Here is a 20,210-nt window from a genome sequence, read left to right as displayed (position 1 = left end):
AAACGTGTGTTATTCATTCATGCACACACCTACGCGGCGCACCTTGCTCGGCGCCTCGATCGTGGCCGCCGGCTCGGGACTGCTGGCCGCCTGTTCCGGGTCCGACTCCCCCTCCGAGGCCGGCGCCCGCTCGGGGGCCGGATCCCGCTCCGGGTCCAGCCCTCGACCCGGGCCCGGGTCGCACTCGGGGGACGGCTCGCACTCGGGGACCGGCGCGCACTCGCAGGCCAGGACCACCGGCCATGACCATGGCGGCAGACCCTTTGTCCCCAAGGGGCCCAAGGGATACGTGAACCCGTCCGATCCCGAGGTCATCGCCGCCGAGCAGGAGCGCGGGCACGGCCGCCTCCGCACGTTCATGTTGACCGCCACCGAGACATCCCTCGACCTGGGCGGGCGGACCGTCAGGTCGTGGGCGTACGGCGACGCACTGCCCGGCAAGGAGGTCCGGGTCACCGCGGGCGACATCCTCAATCTGAGGCTCGCCAACCACCTGCCCGTGTCGACAACGCTGCACTCGCACGGTGTCCGGATGCGCTGTGACATGGACGGCGTCCCGGGCCTGACCCAGTACTCCATCCAGCCCGGCGCGGACTTCACCTACCGCTTCGCCGTGTCACACCCGGGTACGTACTGGCTGCATTCGCACTCGGGACTCCAGCTGGACCGCGGCCTGTACGCACCGCTCATCGTCGAGGACCCCAAGGAGCCGTTGTCCTACGACAAGGAGTGGGTCGTCGTCCTGGACGACTGGCTGGATGGCGTGGGCGGCTCCAATCCGGACCGCGTGCTCGCACAGTTGCGGCACGGCAATGGTGCGCCGATGGACATGGGCGAGGACGACGCCGGCGACGGCTCCGGCCACGACATGTCCGCCGACGGGCACGCGTCGGATCACGACAGGTCCAACGGCCCCTCCCGCATCCTGCGGAACTCCCACAGCCGCATGCTGCACGGCGAGGGCGGCAACATCGCCTACCCGTACTACCTGGTCAACGGCCGCCTCCCGCACGCTCCTTCGGTCTTCCGGGCCCGCCCCGGCGACCGCATCCGGCTGCGGATCATCAACGCCGGGGGCGACACCGCCTTCCGGGTGGCGCTGGGCGGTCACGAGATGACGGTGACGCACACGGACGGCTACCCGGTCGAGCACAAGAAGACGGAGGCGCTGCTGATCGGTATGGCCGAACGCTATGACGTGCTGATCACCGCCAAGGACGGGGTGTTCCCGCTGGTCGCACTCGCCGAGGGCAAGAACGCACAAGCCCTCGCCGTCCTGCGTACCGGCAGCGGAGGCCGCCCCCACCCCTCCGCACATCCGGCGGAGCTCGACGGCCGGGTCGTGCCGGCCAGACGCCTCGTGCCGGACGAATCCGTCGCCCTCTGCCACCGCGAGCCGGACCGCGAGATGCGCATCAGACTGACCGGCGGCATGAGGAAGTTCGACTGGAGCTTCGACCACCGGCCCTACTCCATCGAGGAACGCCATCCGGTCCGGGAGGGTGAACGGGTCCGCCTGACCCTCATCAACGCCACCGACATGTGGCATCCCATCCATCTGCACGGCCACACCTTCGCGCTCAGGGGCATCGACGCGGCCGGAGCCCGCAAGGACACCGCCTACGTACTGCCGCACCGCAAGATCGTCGTCGAATTCAACGCCGACAACCCGGGCCTGTGGATGCTCCACTGCCACAACCAGTACCACTCCGAGTCCGGCATGATGACCGTCCTCGGCTACCGGAAGTGACAACGGCTCCGGCTCCCCGACCGCGGATCGGCTGAGGCTTCGGGCTCCGCTTCTCAGGGCCCCGGGGACACCACTTCGGACGACTCCGGGGCGCTGAAGGGCGAGGATTCCGTCGTCGTGGAGGTGTCGGCGGAGGAGGACTCCGACGAGGACTCTGTCGTCAGATCGGCGGACGCGGAGCCGGAGGTCGACGCCGACTCCGACTCCGACTCCGACGCGGTCGTCGGAGGCTCGGTGGACGTGGACTCGGACGCCGATGACGAATCCGAGGACTGTGACGACGGCGAAGACGGCGAAGAGGAGGACGACGAAGGCGAGGAGGAGGACGACGAGGGCGAGGAGGAGGACGAGGGCGACGAGGGCGACGAGGAGGACGACGACGGGGAGGACGGGGAGCACGTGCCGTGCGAGCCCTTGGGCTCGGAGACGCACGGCGACGGAGAGCTGGGGGTCGGGGAGCTGGGAGTCGGAGACGAGATGCTCACCGACGGGGTGGGAGGGTGCGCCGGCGGCTTCGTCTGGTGGTCGCGGTGGCCGGTGTCGCCCCTGTGCCGGGCGATCCACACGTCGTGGTCACGGTCGAAGATGACGAACACGTTGATGATGGTCGTCGAGGGCGCGACGACCACGACGTTCTGCGTCCGGTACGACGGCCACGAGTCGCCGGTCGGCTTGGGCGTGGTCTGCTGCGCGACCGGCCCCAGCAGCGGGTTGCCGCACGCACAGCGCACGCGGGGCACGCCGCGGGAGTCGACGAGGACGGCGGTGCCCGCCTGGAGGACCGCCTGATAGCTGGTGGTGGCGCCGTTGCGGTAGCCGTGGTTGGTGACGCGGGTGTCCATACGCAGCTGTACAGGGGTGAGCGAGCGCAGATACGCGGGGACCGCGGACGGCTGGATGCCCTCCACCGAGGCGAACGCCCTGTTCTTCGCCGGGTCCGCCTGGAGCGAGCTGATCTGCTTCTCCACATTGCAGCTGGAGACGTTCTGGGTGCCGCCGTAGAGACCGGGCGCGGAACCGTCCACGCCGCGCGTCACCCGGGCGGACTCCGACGCGGCCGACGCCGTGGCTGTCTCGGGCGCGGTGGAACTGTTTTTCGCCGTCGACTCGGTGAACGGATCGGGGCCGGCCTTGCTCGCGGACTGGAGGAAGACCTCGCCGCCGGTGTTCTTGCTGCCGCCGCCGTTGTTGGTGGTGAAGACGAGCCCCAGGATCACCGCGGCGGCCACGACACCGGTGAGCAGCGCCACGCGGGGCGCCGACTTCCACCAGGGGGCCTCTGGCCCCTTGCCCGGCTCTCCGGGCCCGGACGGACCACCTCCGGGCCCGGAGGGTCCACCTGTACCGCCCGATCCGCTCCCCGCTCCGCTGTCACCGGCGCCGGAGGCACCGCTCGGCGGTTCCGAGGGCGGACGGCCGATCGGCTGGGTCGGGGTGGGTTCGGACCGGCCCGGCTGCGACGGACCCGACAGCGGGCCCGAAGGCGGTCCGGTGGGGCGGCCGGAAGTCGGCGGTTCGACGCTCACGAGCTCTTCTTCCAGGCGTAGGGATCCTGCGGCACCTGAAATGCTTTGTGCCGCTTTCTTCCGCAACGAACCTATTGTGTGCTCCAGTCCCGTACTGCCCGCAAGCTGACGCGGTCGGCCCTCCCGAGGGGCGGACCGCGTCGGCGCTGCTTAGCGTGGCAGCGTGAGCCCCCAGACACCGTCCGACCAGGCAGTTGCCCGCAGCGGTGAGCGAACGGCCGCCCGACACGGCTGGGTCCAGGCCGTGGTGGCGGTGCTGGCCGGGCTGATCGTCATGGTGGTGGTCGCCGCGCTCGGGCTGTGGGCCTCGGGCGCCACGGATCTCCCCGACAACGCGTTCCCGCGGGTCGTCGCGGCCACCGTGGTGACGGCGGTCGGCGGCACCATCGAGCTCGCGGGCGACGCCGGAGTCATCGCCGACACCCAGGCGGGTCTGACGGTGACTCCGCTCTCGGTCACGCTGGCCGGAGCCCTGGTGATCGCGGCCGGCTTCCTGCGACCGCTGCGGCACCGTGCCGTCGCCGGCGCCCCCGAACTGGCCGGGTGGGCCGCCCGGATCGCCGTCCTGTGGGTGCTGGCCCTGGTCGGACTCGGGCTCTTCGCCCGACAGAACTTCACGGTCTCCCTCGGGAACGGGACCATCGGCGACGTCGGCGACCTGTTCGGTGTCACGCCCAAGGTGGGCTTCAAGACCGACATGGCGCCGACGCTGCTCTTCGGAGTGCTGTGGCTGGCGGGCGTGTTCGTCCTCGCCCTGCTGGTCTCGCGCGGGGCACCGCTCCCCGCCCGGCTGCTGCGCTTCCAGGAGTCGGTGCGTCCGGCCGCGTACGCCATGGTCGCGCTGTTGCTCGCGTGCGTCGCCCTGGGCCTGGTCATCGCACTGGTGGTGGCGGCGACGCGTGGGCACGCTTCCGAGACGTTCGCCGTGATCCTCCTCGGACTCCCGAACCTCGTCTGGCTCACCTTCACCATCGGGCTGGGCGCCACCTGGAACGGGCGCGTGGACGGTCCCTTCGGGCTGCCGATGCCACATCTGTTCGACGAGGTGCTGCGCACCCCGGACGTCTCCACGCTCAACCTCCACACCCTCGCCGAGCACGACGGCAGGGTGTGGTGGCTGATGGCCGTCGACGCGGTGCTGCTGCTCGCGGCCGCGTTCCTGATGGCGGCCCGATCACCGGCCCGGATGCGGTCCTGGCAGCACGCCGTGCACATGGCGGTCGCGCTCGCGCTCACCGTGCTGATGATCTGTCTGGTCGGCCGGATCTCGGCGCACTACGGCCTGTCGATCCTCGGCATCGGCGACGTCGGCGGGGGCCTGAAGGGGGAACTCTTCCTGAAGCCCGAACTATGGACCGCGCTCGGGTTCGCCGTGCTGTGGGGGCTGGTCACCGGGTTCCTCGGCGGTCTGCTGGCGAAGGGCGTCCACCGCAAGGGCGAGGTCGATACGGCCGCGCCCGACCGGCGTTGACATCGCGTCAGCCGAGCGAGGCCGCTCAGCCCCGGAAGACCGGCCGGGCCCAGCTCGGCGGCTCCGGTGGCGGACCGGGAGGTCCGGCCTCCGGTGACGGGCCGGGATGTTCGGGCGCTTCCACGGCTTCGGCCTCCGGCTGAGTCGTCGTCCCGCCCACGACGGTGGGGCTGCGTGTCGCGGCCCGCAGCGCGTTCACGAAGGCGAGGCAGGAGTCGTACCGGTCGTCGGGGCACTTCGCGAGCGCCTTCTCCATGACCTCGTCGACGCCGGCGGCGAGGTCGGGGCGCTTCACGGTCAGCGCCGGCGGCTGGTCGTACTGGTGCGCCCACAGCAGCGCCATGGGGTCCTCGCGTTGGAAGGGCGTCCTCCCGGCCAGGGTCTCGTAGACGACGACGGCGAGGCTGTAGACGTCGCACCGGCCGTCCACGGGCTTTCCGGAGATCTGCTCCGGCGCCACGTACTCGAGCGTGCCGACGAACTGGCCTCGGCTGGTGAACCCGGTCATGGCCAGCGACTTCTTCGTCAGGCCGAAGTCCGTGAGGTAGACGTGCTCGGGGTGGTCGCTGTCGGTGCCCCCGGACACCAGGATGTTGCCGGGTTTCACGTCCCGGTGCACCAGGCCGTGGTCGTGGGCCGCGTCGAGGGCGGAGGCGACCTGGCCGGCGATCCGGGTGGCCAGCGCGACCGGCAGCGGCCCCTCGTCGGCGAGCAGATGGCTCAGGTCGCGCCCGGGGACGTACCGCATGGCGATGTACAGGATGCCGTCCGTCTCGCCCGCCTCGAAGATCGGGACGATGTGCGGGTGTTCGATCGCGGCGGCCACCCGTGACTCGTAGGTGAAGCGCGCTCGGAAGGTGTCGTTGCTCGCGAGTTCCGGCGTGAGCAGCTTGAGGGCGACTATGCGGTCCAGGCGAAGGTCCTTGGCACGGTAGACGACGGCCATCCCGCCGCGGCCGATCTCCCCGACGATCTGGTAATCCGCGATCTGCCGTCCGATCAGCTCGGACGGGCTGCTCGGGAACAGGCTGGTCTCGTGCCGCGCCCCTTCCATCAGCCACCCCCCGGGTCATGCCGTGTGCCGCCCATCAGGCGTCACTCCGGTCGTCCTCGTCGTACGTCACGAGGCGGGTCGGTTCATGGCCGTCCGGAGCGGCATTCGGTACGACCCCGGCCCGCCCCGGCGCCTTGTGCGCCTGATCCGGTTTCACGGGCGCCGGATCCCCCTCGGCCGCGAAGGTGCTCAGCCGTGTCCCGTCGCAGTACACCCATCGCTCGTGCTCGCCGTCGTACAGCCAGAGGGACTCCCCGTCGACGACCACCCCGATCCGCTGCCCCTGCGTACGGCCGCGGAAGGACTCCCCGTCGAGTTGTCCGGCCGCGAGTTCCTCGGCGGCGCTGCGGTAGCGGGCGAGGGCCTCCTCGACACGGGCGAGCAGCGGGCGCGGGTCGGCCGTGCGGGCGAGTGGGCTGGTCGCTGCGGGCGGTGCCTGCGGTACGGGGACCAGGAGGCGGCCGTCGACCCAGGCCGACCAGCCGTTGGCGCAGAGGACCCGGCCCCAGTCCCCGCGCCGGTCGACGAGCTGGACCGGCAGCAGGGCGTCCAGCGGCACGGTGCGCCGGGACGGGTCCGGGCTCTCCCAGGCGGCCAGGCCGTCCTGGGGGACGACATGCGTGGGGCGGAAGCCGGGGGTCGTCATCGGCGCCTACTTCCGCATGACCGCGGGTTCGTGGCGCCGCAACAGGCGGGCCACCGCGAATCCGAAGACGACGGAGAGGACGACCAGCATCCCCACGTTGAACAGCCAGACGCCGGTCAAGTGCCGAAACAGCGGGTCGACGGTCAGGGGCCCAGGGAAGATCCGGGCAAGGCCAACGGTCCCCGCCATGGCGCCCAGGCCCCAGCGCGCGGGGACGAGCCAGGCCAGTTGCTCGATGCCGGGCACCCCGTGCAGCTTCAGCAGCGCACCGCTGAAAACCACCTGGACGATGGCGAGCAGCACCAGCAGTGGCATGGTGACCTCCTCCTTGGTCACCACGGCGGAGACGACGAGGCCGAGCATCATCGCGGCGAAGGCGAGCAGGGCCACGGAGAGCGTGATCTCGAGGAGCGGCGGCATGAGGACCCCTTTGCCGCCTGGCGCGTTGAGGTCGACGCCGAACAGGGCGACCAGGGTCAGGACGACGGCCTGGAGCACGGTGATGGTGCCGAGGACCACGACCTTCGACATCAGGTACGCCGATCGGGACAGGCCGACCGCGCGCTCCCGCTGGTAGATGACCCGCTCCTTCACCAGTTCGCGCACGGCGTTGGCCGCCCCCGTCAGGACTGCGCCGATGCACAGGATGAGCAGCACGTTCATCGCCGTCTCCACCGTCAGTGCGCTGCCGGCCACCGCGTGGGCCATCGCGCCCATCACGCAGGGCAGGCCGACCATGACGGCGAGGAAGGTCCGGTCGGCGCTGAGCACGGCCGCGTACCGTCGCACCAGGGTGCCGAGCTGGGATCCCCAGCTCTGGGCCTTGGGCGGCGGTCCAACGACGGCGCCCGGGGCAGCCTGCGGCAGATGCGGCTGTGAGCTGGAGTTGTCGATGTACTCCTGGTGGAACGGCGACTCCCCGTACTCCCCCGCCCAGTCCCGGTCCTGGTCCCGCTCGAAGGCCTCGAACGCCTCGGGCCAGTGCCGGTAGCCGAAGAAGGCGAGAGCGTCGTCGGGCGGCCCGTAGTAGGCGACCTTGCCGCCGGGCGCGAGCACCAGGAGCCGGTCGCAGACCTCGAGGCTGAGCACGCTGTGGGTGACCACGATGACCGTACGGCCGTCGTCTGCGAGACCACGCAGCATCTGCATCACCGAGCGGTCCATGCCTGGGTCGAGACCCGAGGTCGGCTCGTCGAGGAACAGCAGCGACGGCTTGGTCAGCAGCTCCAGGGCCACGCTGACCCGCTTGCGCTGGCCGCCGGACAGGCTGTGCACGGGCTGGTCGACGCGCTGCTCCAGACCCAGCTGGCCGATCACCTCGTCGACCCGTTCGCGGCGCTCCGCCTTCGCGGTGTCCTGCGGGAAGCGCAGCTCAGCGGCGTAGGTGAGGGCCCGGCGCACGGTGAGCTGCGCGTGCAGGATGTCGTCCTGCGGGACCAGACCGATGCGCTGGCGCAGCTCGGCGTAGTCGCGGTAGAGGTCGCGGCCGTCGTACAGGACGGTGCCGCGGTTGGCGGGGCGCAGCCCGGTCAGGGCGTTGAGGAGCGTGGACTTTCCGGCGCCGCTCGGGCCCACGACGGCGAGCAGGGATTTCTCGCCGACGGGAAAGGACACCTGGTCGAGGAGCGTCTTGCGGCCCCGGTCGACCTCGACGGTGATGTCCTGGACATCCAGGGAGACCTCGCCCGTGTCGACGTACTCCTGCAGCTGGTCGCCGACGAGGCAGAACGCGGAGTGGCCGATACCGACGATGTCACCCGGTGTGACGGGGGCGTGCGCGACGGGGCGGCCGTTGAGGAACGTGCCGTTGTGACTGCCGAGGTCGACGATCTCGTACGTCCCGTCCGGGTGGGCGCGCAGCTCCGCGTGCCGTCGGGAGACCACCAGATCGTCGATGACCAGGTCGTTGTCGTCGCCGCGGCCGATGCGTACGGTGCGGGCCAGCAGGGGCCGTACGGTGGTCGGCTGCCGGAAGGTGCCCGTGGCGGCCGGTACGGAGACGCCCGAGGGACGCTCCGAGGCCGGTGGCGGGCGGTCGAGGAGAACGGCGCGCGGGCCGTCGGCGGGGCTGCCGAAGCGGATGACGCTGCCCGGTCCGACGCCCCACTCGTGGATGCGCCGCCCGTCGGCGTACGTACCGTTCGTGCTGTTCTCGTCTTCGAGCGTCCAGTGGTCGGCCTCGGGCCGCAGCACCGCGTGGTGCCACGAGACCCGGACGTCGTCGATGACGACGTCGCTCAAGGGGTCGCGCCCCACGTGATAGTCGCGGCTCGGACTCATCACCGTGGAGCCCGTCTCGGTCTCGAGGACGAGTTCAGGCGCAGTCGGCGCGACCGGCCGCTCTCCCATGCCAGAATTCTAGCTATTCGCCCACATGTGCGCCTGATCAGCGCACCCGGGCAAAACCCTGATGAGTACGACGCGGGCGGAACAGGAGGCGATCAGACGGCTGTCAGGCGGCGGAAATGCCCAGCACGGCGGCGGTCCGCTGCATGCGCAGGGCGTCCACGGATTCGGCGAGCAGTTCGTATTCGGTGGTGTCGTCATTGGTGGCGATGCGGACGAGTTTTCCCGCGGCCAATTCCTCGGCGACCAGTTCCTGTTGGTCCGAGTCGCCGCACCAGGCGCGGAGCATGCTCGGCACGTCCGGGACGGTGGCCGCCACCGGCGCGATCGAGTTCGGCGGGAAAGTGGGGTCCTCGGGCTGCGGATCGAGCCGCTCGGCCATCCACGCGGCGCGGTCCCGCATCCACCACAGGGCCAGCGCCAGGGTCGGCGCGCGATACGTCCCCAGGGGTACGCCGACGCGCTGACCGCCGCATATTCCGTACGCGGTGACATGGCACAGGAATTCGTCGTGCACGATCGTTCCCCCATCGGCGTCGCTCGCTGCCGGTCCGGCCTCGCTTTCCCTGCGGCTCATTGGTTGTGCACGATGGTGCTGTCCCCGGGCGTGGCTGAGTCGCCCTAGAATTGAGTATCGCCACTCCTGACACTCTGTCACCACGTGATTCCAGCCAGTCTCTTGGCATATTCACAGCTTGGTATGGCTGAAACGGCACAGACGGCGCCGACGCCCCCACGTTCGGGGCATTACCCGCGGGGTAATCGACGCCCCGATCGCCGCCCGGCAAGGTGGTCGTACCGGATCCCAACGGGGGCACGAAACGTGGGGATGCGGACCCTGACCAGCAGGTACGACCTCGATGGAGGCTGATTCACCATGTCCGCGAGCAACGACCGTTACGAAACCGCCGTCGCCCGTTACTTCGAGGCCTGGAACGCGGGTGGGCAGGACGCGCTGGCGAAGGCGGTCGCCGCCGCCTGGACCGCGGACGGCAGCTACACCGACCCGCTGGCCGACGTCCGCGGGCACGAGCAGATCGCCGCCCTGATCACGGCGGCACAGGAGCAGTTCCCGGGGTTCGCGTTCCGGCTCCTGGGCGCGGTCGACGGGCACCACGACGTCGCCCGCTTCGGCTGGGAACTGGTGAGCGAGGCGGACGGCTCGGCGCCCGTCGCCGGATTCGACGTGATCACCCTGGACGGCGAGGACCGCATCCGGAGCGTCCACGGCTTCCTGGACCGCGTTCCGGCCTAGGCCGCGATGAGTTTCCCGGCTCTCGGCGGTCTCCCTGAAGTAGGGCGACCCCCGGGACAGGGAGCATCGGATGAGCACAGTGAGCAAGGTGAACGTGGAATTCACCGCGGTACTGCGGAAGAGCCCGCAGAACGGTGGCTGGACCTATGTCGTCTGGCCGGAGTCCGTCGCGTTCTTCGGAACCCGCGGACTGGTCAAGGTCGGCGGCACGATCGACGGCCGGCCGTTCCGCAGTTCGTTCATGGCCCTCGGCGACGGCACGCACAAGCTGCCGGTCAAGGCCGACGTACGCAAGGCGATCGGGAAGGAGGAGGGCGACACGGTGACCGTCCACCTGGAGGAACGCCTCCAAGGTTGAAGGCGTTGCGCGGCGCGCGCCGGGCCGGACTCGTACGCCAGTCGAGCAGGGGGCGGCCACCACCGCGTGGTGCGCCACCGGCCCCCTGCTCGACGGATCGCCCTACGCCGTCGGCCCGGAGGTGGCCGACCGGCTGTCGGAGCTCAGCGAGCCCCGCCCTGCCCGGCCGCCAGGCGTCACGGCTCGATGATCGCGTCGATCCGGGCGAGCTCGTCCGGATCGAACTCCAGGTTCCCGATCGCCGCGACGCTGTCCTCCAGCTGCCGCGGGCTGCTCGCGCCGATCAGCGCGGAGGTCACCCGGCCGCCGCGCAGCACCCAGGCCAGCGCCAGCTGAGCCAGGGACTGACCGCGCGTCTTGGCGATCTCGTCGAGGGCGCGCAGCCGTCCCACGAGATCCTCGGTGACCGTGTCCGCGCTCAGGAACGGGCTGTCGCTCGCGGCGCGCGAACCCTCCGGGATGCCGTCGAGGTAACGGCCGGTGAGCAGGCCCTGCTCCAGCGGGGAGTAGGCGATGGAGCCGACCCGCAGCTCGTCCAGCGTGTCCAGGAGCCCCTCCTCCTCGGGGCGGCGGTCGAGCATCGAGTAGCGCGGCTGGTGGATCAGCAGCGGGGTGCCCAGCTCGGCCAGGATGCGGGCGGCTTCGCGGGTCTCCTCGGGCGAGTAGTTGGAGACGCCGACGTACAGCGCCTTGCCCTGCTGGACCGCCGAGTGCAGGGCGCCCATCGTCTCCTCGAACGGAGTCTGCGGGTCGGGGCGGTGCGAGTAGAAGATGTCCACGTAGTCCAGACCCATCCGGGCCAGGCTCTGGTCGAGCGAGGACAGCAGGTACTTGCGTGAGCCCCATTCGCCGTACGGGCCCGGCCACATCAGGTATCCGGCCTTGGTGGAGATGACCAGCTCGTCGCGGTAGGGCGCGAAGTCGGCCTTCAAGGCGTCGCCGAGGGCCGACTCGGCGGCGCCGGGCGGCGGCCCGTAGTTGTTCGCCAGGTCGAAGTGGGTGACTCCGAGGTCGAAGGCGCGGCGCAGGATCGCGCGCTGGGTCTCCACCGGCCGGTCGGGGCCGAAGTTGTGCCACAGGCCGAGCGACAGCGCGGGGAGCTTCAGGCCGCTGCGTCCGGTGCGTCGGTAGGGCATGTCCGCGTAACGGTCGGGGTGTGCGGTGTACAACGCGACTCCAGAGGGGTGGGCACTGCTGATGTGACCTCCACTCTTCCCCTGCACGCACCAGCGGTCCAACAGAAGAATCCGATGGAATTCAGCGATGACGCTGCTCAATCCAACGGGTCACGGGCCGTGGGGCGTCCGCACCTCCCAGAGCCGAGCGGTGCCGTCGTCGCTGGACGTGGCCAGCAGGTGTCCGCGAGGACTGAAGGCCGTGTGGGTGATCGCCTCCGTGTGGCCGGTGAGCCGGTCGCCGTCCGGTCGGCCCGTGGCCGGGTCCCACAACCGCACCGTCCTGTCCAGGCCGGCGGTCGCCAGAGCGCCGAACGGGGAAAAGGCGATGCCCCAGATCGGCGCCGTGTGCCCGGTGAGGGGGTCGCCGACCGGCTGCCCCAGAGCGCAGTTCCAGACGCGTGCGGTTCCGTCGTCGGCTCCCGTGGCCAGTAGCCGTCCGTCGTGGCTGAAGGCCACGCATGCCACCGCGGCCGAGTGACCGGTCAGCGGCTCCCCGACAGGCTCTCCGGTGAAGGGCTTCGACCCTTGAGGCATGGTGCGCGGCGCTGTCCACTCTGGGAGTTCCCACACCGGCCCGGCGCCGTGTTCGGCGCGGACGGGTTGTACCGCCTACTGGTCCAGGTCGGTGATCGCGAAGTCGGATGACGGGACGTCGGGTGTCCAGGGCTTGGATGGCGTGCCGTCCGGATCAAGGCCGTGCGGCCACAACGTCTCGTCCCCGTCGGCAGCGTTCCACAGTCCCACGAGGGCCGAGGCATCGTGGTGTCCTGCGTCGGCGGCCTGCCGGGCGAGATGCTCGATGGCGGCGCGGTACCCGGACAGCCCGGACATCAACCCCAGCCGGATCAGGGAATCCGCGCCGACTCCCGGGATCCGGCTGGAGAAGCGCCGCTGGACAGGGGCTCGGTCGCCGTCGAGGCCGTTGCGCATGTGCGCGAGCCTCAGCAACAGGAAGGGGCGGCCGGTGTCGGCTGCCAGCCGTGCCAGGCTCTCCGCCTTCGTATGGTCCCCGGCCGCCTCACGGGTGACGGTGAGGCTGGCAAGGGCGAACTCGTCGCCGCAAATCAACGCCTCGCGCGCCAGGCGTTCGGCGCCGTCGTGGTCTCCGGCCGCCTCGCGCATGAGTGCCAGGCGCCCCAGCGCCCAGGTTGCCTCCCCACCCGGGCCCCGCCGTGCGGTGCTTTCCGCTCCTTCGGGATCTCCGGCAGCCGCACGGGCGGCGGCGAGTTCACCCCAGACCCAGAAGGCGCCGGCCTCCACGGCCAGCTGTGCGTGGTGTTCGGCCGCGTCATGGTCCCCCGCGTTCTCATGCCTGCGGGCGATCCAGACGAGGGCATGAGCGCTGCCGACATCCGCGAGCAGACGAGCGAAGCGCATCGCGCCGTCGGGGTCCTCGTCCCCTTCGGCCAGTTCCTCGAGCACCCCCTTGACCGAGCTTTCCCCGGAAGCGACAGCCCGTTGGGCGAAGACTCTGGCACCGGCATGGTCCCCCGCCTCCCGCAAGCTGCGGGCCCGTCGAAACAACGCACTCGTGTCCCCAGCCTCGACGGCCTTCTCCTCCCAGCTCCTGGCCTCGTCCGACGGCCCCGCCACCGACCACACCACCGCGAGAAAGCCGACAGCCCCGAGGTTGCCCGCAGCGGCCGCCATCTGCGACAGACGCACGGCCTCAGCGATGTTTCCGGCCAGTTCCTCGCGGGAGACCTTGGTTCCGGATTTCCTCGCGCGGCTCCCCCGTGTCAGCGCGAGCATGTACATGGGCTCGGAGTCACCTGCGGCGAGGGCCACTTGCGCCAGACGTTCGGCGCCTGAGCGGTCCCCCGCCCTCTCCCGGGCCCGCACGAGGCGTTCCACCGCGTGGCTCTCGCCCGCCGCGACGGTCTCTTCGGCGAGACGTTCCGCGCTTGCCTGGTCCCCTGTCTTCTCCCGCAGGGCGGCCAGTTCACCGATGGGCCCGGCGTCGCCTGCGGCCAAGGCCCGCCGGGCGAAACGCTCGGCCCCGTCGAAGTCCCCCGCCTGCCCCCATGCCTGTACGAGAAGCAGCAGGCCGGACACTCCGTCGGCGTCGATTACCCGCTGGGCCAGTCGCTCGGCGACCTCGTGGTGTCCGGCCTTCTTGCGGGCGGCGGCACGACGGGCCGTAGCTGCGACGCTCCCGGCTTCGGCTGCCCTGATCTCAAGGTGCTGGGCCCATTGGTCGCGTCTGCGCCGGGATGCCGCTCCCGAGAGCCTCTCGATGTCGTCCGGGCTGGTGAGGTGATCGTGCGCGGCCTCCCAGAACGACGCCGGAGGGCACAGGTGATGCCGTTCGACACGCCCTTGCTGCTCCAGGTAGTCGGCGAGTCGGTAGGACGGTTGTGAGGGGCGGACGTTCCTGGGCGCACCGGGTACCCACCTGCTCGGACGCTCGCGACGCACGGGGTTCAGCGGGGCGAGGTCGCCGTGGACGGCCCTGCCGGCCTCCGCCAGTGCCCGTTCGAGCCAGTCGTCGCCGAGCGTGTTCCACTCGGTCTCGGCGAGATAGTCCTCCGCCGCGTGGGCCAGGAAGGCCGCCGGCAGGTGGAGGCCCGTACCGAGTCGGCGAGCGTCGATGGCCGCATGGAGGAGGGCCCGCGCGGCCGGTGACGCGGTGCGGTAACGATGCATCAGTTCGGGCGCCCCGGCCAGGAACTGTGTCAGCCTGCCGTCGCCCACATGCTTCAGGGCGTGGGCCAACTGCCGGTCGCCCCCGGCGGCCAGACCCTGCGCCGCGAGGATGTCGGCACTGTCGAAGCTGTCCTGCACCGGGATCTGCCGCCCGGCGAGCAGCTCCCGCACCCGGGAGTGCCGATCCGGTTCCCCGGCATCGGGCCGGGCGGTGAACGCGTGGGCGTACTCGGGCCACAGCGTGCCGAGGACCAGGACCGGCCCGCGTCCTGGATCGGTGAGCAGGGAGTGCAGTGCCGCGGCCATGCGTTCGCCCAGTCCCTCAACCGCGCCGAGGTAGTGCTGGGCCTCGTTGAGCCAGATCACCGTGCGCGGCGCCACGCGTTCCAGGCCGGCCAGCGCGGCCTCGACACGACCGGGGTCGAAGGGATGCCACAGCAGCCAGCCCTGCTCGGCCAGGGGCTGGACGGCCTCCCAGCAGGCCCGGGTCTTGCCCGTCGACGAGGACCCGACCAGCACGGCCATACGACTGCTGCCCGCCATGGCCGCGTCGACGAGGCCGGCGAGTACCGCGTCGTGCCCGCGGCGAACGTAGCGGGGCAGCGCTCCCGTCCTTCGGTGCGACGCGGCTCCGTCGGCCGGTGCGTGATCGATCGGATCGTCGGCGACTTCGACGGCGGGATGGACTTCGAGGTCGTGCGGGTTCCAGTCCTTGATCGGCCGCCCCATCCCACCCTGCCCCGCCGCTCGGCCGGGTGCCGACGGTCCGGTCTCGCACGCTGCGGCCCGCAGGTCGAGCAGGGGACGGGGTACCAGGCCGAGAGCGGCGGCGAGGGCGCCGACGGTCTGCGCGGAGGGGACGAGCGCGGACGCGGAGGCGCTGAATGCCTCGCTGACCGTGGTGCGCCCGAGGCCGGCACGTCGTGCGAGCTGGGTGATGGTGACACCTGCCGCGGCCCTGCCGGTTTCCAGTCGGCTGCGCAACTCGGCGCGTGCGCTCGCCGGATCGTTGAATTCCCCCGCCACTGCGCGGCGCCCACCCTCAGCCGTCGTCCTGCGTGTTCGTCGGTGTTCATCATCGCCCGGCCGGTCCCCGGCGAACAATTTCTTCGCGAGATTCCACAGCGGTAACACCCGCAGCGCTTCGGAGGAACGACGCCGTGTCCGACCACACTGTCCTGATCGTCATCGCCTGTGCTCTCGTGCTCGTGGTCGCCGCACTGGCGGGAGCGGGGGCCGGCTACCTCGCCCGCCGGGACCGGGCCACGTACCCCACCGCGGTGACCCGCGCCGCGATCGCCTTCGCCGCGACCCTCACGCTCGCCGCGACCGTCACGGCCGCGCTGGCTTCCCTGGTCGGAGCCCGGTGATCACACGGCTCCGGGGGATCGGCCGCCGGGCCGCACAGAGCCCGGCTCTACCATTGCGCGGAGCGAAGCCACACGGTCCCGAGGGAGGAGTCCGATGGAACTGCGCCACCTTCAGCACTTCGTCGCCGTCGCCGAGGACCAGCACTTCACCCGGGCCGCCGAGCGGTTGCTGGTGTCCCAGTCGGGCCTTTCGGCCTCGATCCGGGCGCTGGAGCGGGAGCTCCAGACCCCGCTGTTCGTGCGGACGACCCGCCGGGTGACGCTCACGGAGGCCGGGCGGGCGCTGCTGGGCGAGGCGGTGCGGATCCTGGCTCAGGTGCGGGCGGCCCATGAGGCGGTGGCGGCCGTGCAGGGCGTGCTGCGCGGGACGCTGGCGCTGGGTACCGAGCAGTGCATCGCGGGTGTGCATGTGGCGGGGCTGCTCGCCGCTTTCCGGCGGTGTCACCCGGATGTGGAGGTCCGGCTGCGGCAGGCGGGGTCGGGCGAGCTGGCGGAGGAGGTCGCCGCCGGGCGCCTGGACCTGGCCTTCGCCTATCGCACGCAGGCGGACACCGACCAGCTGCGGTCCGTGTCGCTGGCCAGCGAGCCGATGACCGTGCTGTGCCACCCGTCCCACCGGCTCGCCACGGCGGGCGTCGCGTTCACGCCGGAGGACCTGAGCGGCGAGACCTTCGTCGACTTCCACCCGGACTGGGGGCCGCGGCGCACCACCGACGCGGCCTTCGCGGCGGCGGGTGTGCGGCGGACGGTCTCACTGGAGGTGAACGACGTGCACAGCCTCCTCGACCTGATCGACGAGAACCTCGGCATCGCCGTCGTACCGCGCCACTTCCGCCACAAGCGCGAGGGGCTCACCGCGCTCCCCCTGAAGGGCACCGGCGAGGCGGTGTACGAGACCGTCGCCATGCTGCCGCCGCCGGAGGCCACCAGTCCGGCGGCGCGGGCGCTGATGGCGCTCCTCGACACCTTTGAAGAGGGGGTCTGACACCACCCCCAGAGGGGCTCCAGCACTCCTGACCGGGCCGCTGGCCCGCCGCAGACTCGTGGATGTCCAGCACGAGAACTGCGAGGCAGGAGTACGGAGATGACGGATCACACACGGCGCACGGTACTGCGGGGCGCGGCGGTCACGGCGGCCGCGGGGCTCGTCGGTGGCGTGAGCGGCCGGGCTGCGACAGCCGGACCCCGCGCACAGGACACGCACCAATTCCCTTTCCTGGAGGGCGCGTTCAAGCCCGTCACCGAGGAGCTGACGGCGTTCGATCTGCCGGTCACCGGCCGGATCCCCCGTGAGCTGAACGGCCGCTTCCTCCGAAACGGCCCCAATGTCCTGGGACTTGAGGACCCGCGTGCCCACCACTGGATGCTCGGCGACGGCATGGTGCACGGCGTGCGGCTGCGCGAGGGCCGCGCCGAGTGGTACCGCAACCGCTGGGTCCGCTCGGCCTCCGTGGCCAAGAAGCTCGGCGAGCCGTACCCCGGGCCCGTCCCGCCGGACGACTTCCCCTGCAACACCCATGTGATCGGGTACAAGGGACGGATCCTGGCGCTCCAGGAGAGCGGGCCGCTGCCGTACGAACTCGACCACGAGCTCAACACGGTGGGCACGTACGACTTCCGCTCCACCCTCAAGGGGGCCTTCACCGCGCACACCAAGTTCGACGCGGCGGCCGGCGAGCTGCACGCGATCGCCTACTACCCGGCCTGGGACCACGTCCGACACCAGGTCATCGACCACACGGGCCGGCTCGTACGGACCACGAGGATCCCGGTGGCGGACGCGCCGATGATGCACGACTTCGCGCTCACCGAGAAGTACGTCGTGATCTTCGACCTGCCCATCACCTTCGACCCCGCGGGGGCCGAGCGGGGCGACATCGTGCCGTACGTCTGGAACGAGAAGCACCCGACGCGGGTCGGCCTGCTGCCGCGTGCCGGTGGCGAGGTCCGCTGGTTCGAGGTCGATCCGGTCTACTACTCGCACACCCTGAACGCGTACGACGAAGGCTCGTCCGTGGTCGTCGACATGACGACCTACCCGGCCCCCTTCTATGTCGCCGGCCGCGGCTCCGACGGGCCCTACGGGGCGGGCACCGCCTCGCTCCAGCGGTGGACGATCGACGTGGCGCACGGCCGCGTACGCACCAGGACGATCGACGACCGCCCGCAGGAGTTCCCGCGTATACGCGAGGAGTTGGTGTCCCGGCGGCACCGGTACGCCTACACGGCGGCCGCCGCCGACATGACGCTGGCGTATCTGACACTCGACGGGAACCCGCCCGACCGCGCCTTCGGCAATGCGCTGATCAAGCACGACCTGTGCCGCGGGACCACGCAGGTCCACCGGCTGCCGCGGGACGCCGCCGCGGGGGAAGCCGTCTTCGTGCCGTCACAGGGGGCGCGGGCCGAGGACGACGGCTATGCGATCGCGTACGTCCACAACCCCGACCGCGGGGCCGCCGACCTGGTGATCCTGGCCGCCCAGGACTTCACCGGCGAGCCGGTCGCCCGGATCCATCTGCCGGGCCGGGTGCCGCTCGGCTTCCACGGAAGCTGGATTCCGGACGCGTGAAGGACCGCCATGCGCGATGGTGGACGCATGCATGCAAAGGACATCCTCATCGACGCGTTCAGCCGCATCCAGGAAGAAGTCCATGCCGCCGTCGAGGGTCTGGCCCCGGACCAGCTCAACGCCGCTCCCGCCGAAGGCACCAACCCCATTTCATGGCTGATCTGGCATCTCACCCGGATCCAGGACGACCATGTCGCCGACGCCGCCGGGCTCGACCAGGTCTGGCCGGCCCAGGGCTGGGAGAAGCGCTTCGGGCTCGATCTGCCCCACCGCGACACGGGGTACGGCCACAGCCCCGCGAAGGTCGCCAAGGTGCGGGTCGACTCCGGTGAGCTGCTGACCGGGTACTACGACGCCGCGCACGAGCAGACGCTGGGGTTCGTGCGCGGGCTGACCGCCAAGGACTTCGAGCGCATCGTGGACGAGCGCTGGGATCCCCCGGTCAGCCTGGGCGTACGGCTGGTCAGCGTCCTGTCCGACGATCTGCAGCACGTCGGACAGGCCGCCTATGTACGGGGGCTGCTTCAGAGGGCGTAGCCGGGAAGCACGACGTCCTCGATGAGGGCGTTGCGCTCGTCGAACGGGATGAACGCGCTCTTGATCGCGTTGACCGTGACCGTGCGCAGGTCCTCGACGCTCCAGCCCGCCTCCTCGACCAGCAGCGACATCTCGCGGGTCATCGTCGTGCCCGACACCAGACGGTTGTCGGTGTTGAGGGTGACGCGGAAGCCCAGGTCGCGCAGGGCGGTGATGGGGTGCTCGGCGATGGAGGTGGCCGCGCCCGTCTGGAGGTTGGACGTGGGGCACATCTCCAGGGCGATACGGCGGTCGCGCACCCAGCCCGCGAGGCGGCCGAGCTTGCCGTCGACGATGTCCTCGGTGATGCGCACGCCGTGCCCGATGCGCTGGGCGCCGCAGACCTGAAGGGCCTGGTGGATGCTCGGCAGGCCGTGCGCCTCACCGGCGTGGATGGTGAACGGGACGCTCTCGCCGCGCAGGTGCTCGAAGGCGGCCAGGTGGTCGGCGGGCGGGAAGCCGTCCTCGGCCCCGGCGATGTCGAAGCCGACGACACCCGCGTCCCGGAAGGCGACGGCCAGGTCGGCCGCCTCGCGAACCCGGTCGAACATGCGCATGCCGCACAGCAGGGTGCCGACGCGGACCGGGGTGCCCGCGGCCGCGGCCTTCGCCATACCGGCGGCGAGGCCCTCCTGGACTGTCTCGACGACCTCGCTCATCGTGAGCCCGCCCTGCGTGTTCAGCTCGGGCGCGTAGCGGACCTCGCCGTAGACGACGCCGTCCTCGGCGAGGTCGAGCACGTACTCCTCGGCGGTGCGCAGCAGGCCCTCGCGGGTCTGCATCACGGCGAGGGTGTGCTCGAAGGTGGCTATGTAGCGCACCAGGTCACCGGAGTTGGCGGCCTCGTAGTACCAGTCGGCCAGCGCCTGCGGATCGGTGGTGGGCAGGGTGTGGCCGACCGTCTCCGCGAGCTCCACGAGGGTGGTGGGGCGCAGACCGCCGTCGAGGTGGTCGTGCAGCACGGCCTTGGGGAGGCGGCGGATGGTGTCGATGTCGATGCGGGGCGCGGTCATGCGTGTCTTTCCTCGGCAGGTTGTCTCTGGGGCGGGAGGTCTGGCTACTGGGCGGGCTGCAGCAGGTCCCAGCGGTTTCCGTACAGGTCCTGGAAGACGACGACCGAGCCGTACGGCTCGTGGCGCGGCTCCTCCAGGAAGGTCACGCCCGCGGCGAGCATCCGTGCATGGTCGCGGGCGAAGTCGTCGGTGTGCAGGAAGAAGCCCACGCGCCCGCCGGTCTGGTCGCCGACCCGGCCGCGCTGCGCCTCGTCCTTGGCCCTGGCCAGCAGCAGGCCGCTGCCGCTGCCCTCCGGGCCCGGCTCGACGACGACCCAGCGGGAGCCGTCGGGACGCGGCGTGTCCTCGACAAGGCGGAATCCGAGGGCTTCGGTGTAGTGGCGGATCGCCTCGTCGTAGTCGTCGACGACGAGGGTGACCAGGGCGATGCGTCTCATCGGAACCTCTCC

Annotated in this window: 17 protein-coding genes and 1 pseudogene; 8 read left to right on the top strand and 10 right to left on the bottom strand. The window is 71.0% G+C overall.

Going from position 1 to position 20,210, the window contains the following annotated elements:
* The first annotated feature begins 19 nt into the window (after positions 1-19).
* Positions 20-1,750, top strand: coding sequence for a multicopper oxidase family protein (locus OIC96_RS44870; RefSeq protein ID WP_406501278.1), 1,731 nt, complete (start codon positions 20-22; stop codon positions 1,748-1,750).
* A gap of 206 nt (positions 1,751-1,956) precedes the next feature.
* Here OIC96_RS44870 and OIC96_RS44865 read toward each other — a convergent pair.
* Positions 1,957-3,276 (bottom strand): annotated as a pseudogene (locus OIC96_RS44865) (DUF6777 domain-containing protein); the annotation flags it as partial.
* A 163-nt stretch (positions 3,277-3,439) separates the two neighbouring features.
* Here OIC96_RS44865 and OIC96_RS44860 point away from each other — a divergent pair.
* Positions 3,440-4,747: a streptophobe family protein gene (locus OIC96_RS44860; RefSeq protein ID WP_330302294.1), complete on the top strand. Its 1,308-nt coding sequence runs from the start codon at positions 3,440-3,442 to the stop codon at positions 4,745-4,747.
* A 25-nt stretch (positions 4,748-4,772) separates the two neighbouring features.
* Here OIC96_RS44860 and OIC96_RS44855 read toward each other — a convergent pair whose 3' ends face one another.
* The 4 genes from OIC96_RS44855 to OIC96_RS44840 all read right to left on the bottom strand — a co-directional run bounded on the left by OIC96_RS44855 (position 4,773) and on the right by OIC96_RS44840 (position 9,310).
* Positions 4,773-5,801: a serine/threonine-protein kinase gene (locus OIC96_RS44855; RefSeq protein ID WP_330302295.1), complete on the bottom strand. Its 1,029-nt coding sequence runs from the start codon at positions 5,799-5,801 to the stop codon at positions 4,773-4,775.
* A 34-nt stretch (positions 5,802-5,835) separates the two neighbouring features.
* Positions 5,836-6,447: a hypothetical protein gene (locus tag OIC96_RS44850; RefSeq protein WP_330302296.1), complete on the bottom strand. Its 612-nt coding sequence runs from the start codon at positions 6,445-6,447 to the stop codon at positions 5,836-5,838.
* 6 nt (positions 6,448-6,453) lie between these two features.
* Positions 6,454-8,796: an ABC transporter ATP-binding protein/permease gene (locus OIC96_RS44845; protein ID WP_330302297.1), complete on the bottom strand. Its 2,343-nt coding sequence runs from the start codon at positions 8,794-8,796 to the stop codon at positions 6,454-6,456.
* Positions 8,797-8,899: 103 nt separating this feature from the next.
* Positions 8,900-9,310: a hypothetical protein gene (locus OIC96_RS44840; RefSeq protein ID WP_327426315.1), complete on the bottom strand. Its 411-nt coding sequence runs from the start codon at positions 9,308-9,310 to the stop codon at positions 8,900-8,902.
* A gap of 360 nt (positions 9,311-9,670) precedes the next feature.
* On the opposite strand from OIC96_RS44840, the gene OIC96_RS44835 reads away from it, so the two are divergent.
* Together OIC96_RS44835 and OIC96_RS44830 are read left to right on the top strand one after the other, a co-directional pair.
* On the top strand, positions 9,671-10,048 hold the full coding sequence (locus tag OIC96_RS44835; RefSeq protein ID WP_330302298.1) for a nuclear transport factor 2 family protein: 378 nt from the start codon (positions 9,671-9,673) through the stop codon (positions 10,046-10,048).
* A 70-nt stretch (positions 10,049-10,118) separates the two neighbouring features.
* Positions 10,119-10,406 carry a DUF1905 domain-containing protein gene (locus OIC96_RS44830; RefSeq protein WP_330302299.1) on the top strand — a complete coding sequence of 96 codons (288 nt, stop codon included), beginning with the start codon at positions 10,119-10,121 and terminating at the stop codon, positions 10,404-10,406.
* A gap of 176 nt (positions 10,407-10,582) precedes the next feature.
* On the opposite strand, the gene mgrA is transcribed toward OIC96_RS44830, so the two are convergent.
* From mgrA to OIC96_RS44815, 3 genes are all read right to left on the bottom strand, one after another.
* Positions 10,583-11,575 carry an L-glyceraldehyde 3-phosphate reductase gene (gene mgrA, locus OIC96_RS44825; protein WP_330302300.1) on the bottom strand — a complete coding sequence of 331 codons (993 nt, stop codon included), beginning with the start codon at positions 11,573-11,575 and terminating at the stop codon, positions 10,583-10,585.
* A 117-nt stretch (positions 11,576-11,692) separates the two neighbouring features.
* The gene (locus OIC96_RS44820) at positions 11,693-12,118 is read right to left on the bottom strand and encodes a WD40 repeat domain-containing protein (protein WP_330302301.1); all 426 of its coding nucleotides are present in this window, start codon (positions 12,116-12,118) and stop codon (positions 11,693-11,695) included.
* 75 nt (positions 12,119-12,193) lie between these two features.
* A complete protein-coding gene (locus tag OIC96_RS44815; protein WP_330302302.1) occupies positions 12,194-15,256 on the bottom strand; it encodes a tetratricopeptide repeat protein in 3,063 nt (1,020 codons plus the stop codon).
* A gap of 134 nt (positions 15,257-15,390) precedes the next feature.
* Here OIC96_RS44815 and OIC96_RS44810 point away from each other — a divergent pair, with 134 nt between their 5' ends.
* The 4 genes from OIC96_RS44810 to OIC96_RS44795 all read left to right on the top strand — a co-directional run bounded on the left by OIC96_RS44810 (position 15,391) and on the right by OIC96_RS44795 (position 18,709).
* On the top strand, positions 15,391-15,600 hold the full coding sequence (locus tag OIC96_RS44810) for a hypothetical protein (RefSeq protein WP_330302303.1): 210 nt from the start codon (positions 15,391-15,393) through the stop codon (positions 15,598-15,600).
* Positions 15,601-15,694: 94 nt separating this feature from the next.
* A complete protein-coding gene (locus OIC96_RS44805) occupies positions 15,695-16,585 on the top strand; it encodes a LysR substrate-binding domain-containing protein (RefSeq protein WP_330302304.1) in 891 nt (296 codons plus the stop codon).
* A 99-nt stretch (positions 16,586-16,684) separates the two neighbouring features.
* The gene (locus tag OIC96_RS44800) at positions 16,685-18,172 is read left to right on the top strand and encodes a carotenoid oxygenase family protein (protein ID WP_330302305.1); all 1,488 of its coding nucleotides are present in this window, start codon (positions 16,685-16,687) and stop codon (positions 18,170-18,172) included.
* 27 nt (positions 18,173-18,199) lie between these two features.
* On the top strand, positions 18,200-18,709 hold the full coding sequence (locus OIC96_RS44795) for a mycothiol transferase (RefSeq protein WP_330302306.1): 510 nt from the start codon (positions 18,200-18,202) through the stop codon (positions 18,707-18,709).
* On the opposite strand, the gene OIC96_RS44790 is transcribed toward OIC96_RS44795, so the two are convergent.
* Positions 18,697-19,761: an adenosine deaminase gene (locus OIC96_RS44790; protein ID WP_330302307.1), complete on the bottom strand. Its 1,065-nt coding sequence runs from the start codon at positions 19,759-19,761 to the stop codon at positions 18,697-18,699. The two genes, OIC96_RS44795 and OIC96_RS44790, sit on opposite strands and share 13 nt — an antisense overlap.
* 44 nt (positions 19,762-19,805) lie before the next feature.
* Positions 19,806-20,198 (bottom strand): VOC family protein, encoded by a 393-nt coding sequence (locus tag OIC96_RS44785; RefSeq protein WP_330302308.1) that lies wholly within the window; start codon positions 20,196-20,198, stop codon positions 19,806-19,808.
* Positions 20,199-20,210 lie beyond the last annotated feature (12 nt).

The sequence above is a fragment of the Streptomyces sp. NBC_00775 genome (genome assembly GCF_036347135.1).
GTDB lineage: Bacteria > Actinomycetota > Actinomycetes > Streptomycetales > Streptomycetaceae > Streptomyces > Streptomyces lutosisoli.
The sequence above is the reverse complement of the archived record's forward strand: the minus strand, read 5'-3'. Positions and strand labels throughout refer to the sequence as shown.